General features: G+C 74.3%; 2 protein-coding genes. Both read left to right on the top strand.

Going from position 1 to position 2,247, the window contains the following annotated elements; all coding sequences use genetic code 11:
- Positions 1-63 precede the first annotated feature (63 nt).
- Complete coding sequence (hutI, locus tag ACFXA3_RS41305) at positions 64-1,242, top strand: imidazolonepropionase (RefSeq protein WP_385196455.1); 1,179 nt, start codon at positions 64-66, stop codon at positions 1,240-1,242.
- A gap of 159 nt (positions 1,243-1,401) precedes the next feature.
- Complete coding sequence (locus ACFXA3_RS41300; RefSeq protein ID WP_385196452.1) at positions 1,402-2,064, top strand: LPXTG cell wall anchor domain-containing protein; 663 nt, start codon at positions 1,402-1,404, stop codon at positions 2,062-2,064.
- Positions 2,065-2,247: the final 183 nt, after the last annotated feature.

The raw sequence follows: 2,247 nt of genomic DNA, 5'->3' as shown, positions 1-2,247 counted from the left end.
GTCCGGGGCGCAGCCCCGGTTTCGGGAAGGGGCGGGGCGGGGGGAACGAACCCGAAGGGACCCATGACCACCACCCTCGTCACCAACATCGGCAGCCTCGTCACCAACGACCCCGCCCTCGGCGACGGGTCACCCCTCGGCCTGATCGAGAACGCCGCCCTCGTCATCGACGGCGACGAGATCGCCTGGGTCGGCGAAGCCGCCGCGGCCCCCGCCGCCGACGCCGCGTTCGACGCGAAGGGCCGCGCCGTCATCCCCGGCTTCGTCGACTCCCACTCCCACCTCGTCTTCGCGGGCGACCGCACCGCCGAGTTCAACGCCCGGATGTCCGGCCGCAGCTACTCCGCGGGCGGCATCCGCACCACCGTCGCCGCCACCCGCGCCGCCTCCGACGCCGCGCTCGAAGCCAACCTGCTGCGCCACCTCGACGAGGCACGGCGCCAGGGCACCACCACCTTCGAGACCAAGTCCGGCTACGGCCTCACCGTCGAGGACGAGGCCCGCGCCCTGCGCATCGCCGCCGCGCACACCGAGGAGGTCACCTACCTCGGCGCGCACATCGTCTCCCCCGACTACGCCGAGGACCCGGCGGGCTACGTCGACCTCGTCACCGGCGAGATGCTGGCGGCCTGCGCCCCGTACGCCCGCTGGGTGGACGTGTTCTGCGAGAAGGGCGCCTTCGACGGCGACCAGGCCCGCACGATCCTCACCGCGGGCGCCGCCGCCGGGCTGATCCCGCGCGTCCACGCCAACCAGCTGTCCTACGGCCCCGGCGTGCAGCTGGCCGTGGAGCTCGAAGCGGCCTCCGCCGACCACTGCACCCACCTCACCGACGCCGATGTCGACGCCCTCGCCCAGGCCGCCGGGACCACCGTCGCCACCCTGCTGCCCGGCGCCGAGTTCTCCACCCGCGCCCAGTGGCCCGACGCCCGCCGCCTCATCGACGCGGGTGCCACCGTCGCGCTGTCCACCGACTGCAACCCGGGCTCCTCGTACACGAGTTCCATGCCGTTCTGCATCGCCCTCGCCGTGCGGGACATGCGGATGACCCCGGACGAGGCGCTCTGGTCGGCCACCGCCGGCGGGGCCCGCGCCCTGCGCCGCGCCGACGTGGGCGTCGTGACCCGCGGAGCCCGCGCCGACCTGGCCCTCCTGGAGGCGCCGAGCCATGTCCACCTGGCCTACCGGCCCGGCGTCCCGCTCGTCTCGGCGGTCTGGCAGCGGGGCGTCCGCGCCGCCTGAACCGCCCCCCGATCACGCAGCGACAGGCCTGGATCCAGGCGGCCGACAGGCCGTGGATCCGGGCCTGTCCCGTGTCTTCCCTCCTCAAGGCCCCCGGCGTACCTTGAGCCACCAATCTGATGTGTCGTCAGTAACTTGTGGCCCGAGGGGAAGACGAAGGTGACCGACCGCAAACGCTCCGCCGCGCTCGCGCTGGCCTCCGCGCTGGCCGGAACGGCGGTCCTGCTGGCCGCCCCCGCGGCCCACGCCGACGTCGTCGACGTCGCGTACGACTGCAAGACCCCCATCGGGGACAAGTCGGCGGTCTCACCGATCGACATCAAGGCGGTCAAGGAGGGCGACGGCTACAAGCTGACGATGTCCTTCCAGAAGGGCGTCTCGTCCAGCCCCGTCGAACTCGGCAAGGGCGCGATGAGCCCGAGCGCCGTCATCCTGGCCGACGGAGCCGACAAGGCGTCCGTTGCGGTCTCCGGAGCGGCCAACCCCGAGGCCGTGCCCGCCAACACCCCCATCAAGATCACCGACCTCTCGGGCACCTACACCCCCAAGAAGAGCGGCAAGGTCACCTTCACCGCGGGCGTCCTCACCATCAAGGCCCTCGGGACCACCACCACCTGCACCCCGGGCAACGGCCCCAAGCCCTCCCTGGAACTCGACGTGACCGCCGCCGCGCAGTCCGGCGGCTCCACGGAGGACACCCTCCCGCAGACCGGACCCACCGACTCCGCCCTCGCCCTCGGCACCCTCGGCGCCACCGTGCTGCTCACCGGAGCCGCCGGCGTGCTCTGGCTGACCCGGCGCGGCCGGCAGGCCCGGTCCTGAACGGAGCACCCCCGGCCATGCCCGTGCTCCACACCCCCGCTCTCCCGGGACGCCTGTGCTCCGCGCTGCTCGCCGCACTCCTGCTGGCCGCGGGCCCGGCGGGCCCCCCCGGCCCCCACGGAGCGGGGGCCGCCGCCGACCAGCACCGCAGGGACACCCCGCCCCCCCCCGGCGGCCGGGCCA

The sequence above is a fragment of the Streptomyces sp. NPDC059456 genome, from assembly GCF_042750055.1.
Lineage (GTDB): Bacteria > Actinomycetota > Actinomycetes > Streptomycetales > Streptomycetaceae > Streptomyces.
Note: the sequence above shows the minus strand (reverse complement) of the source record. Positions and strands in the feature narration are given on the sequence as shown.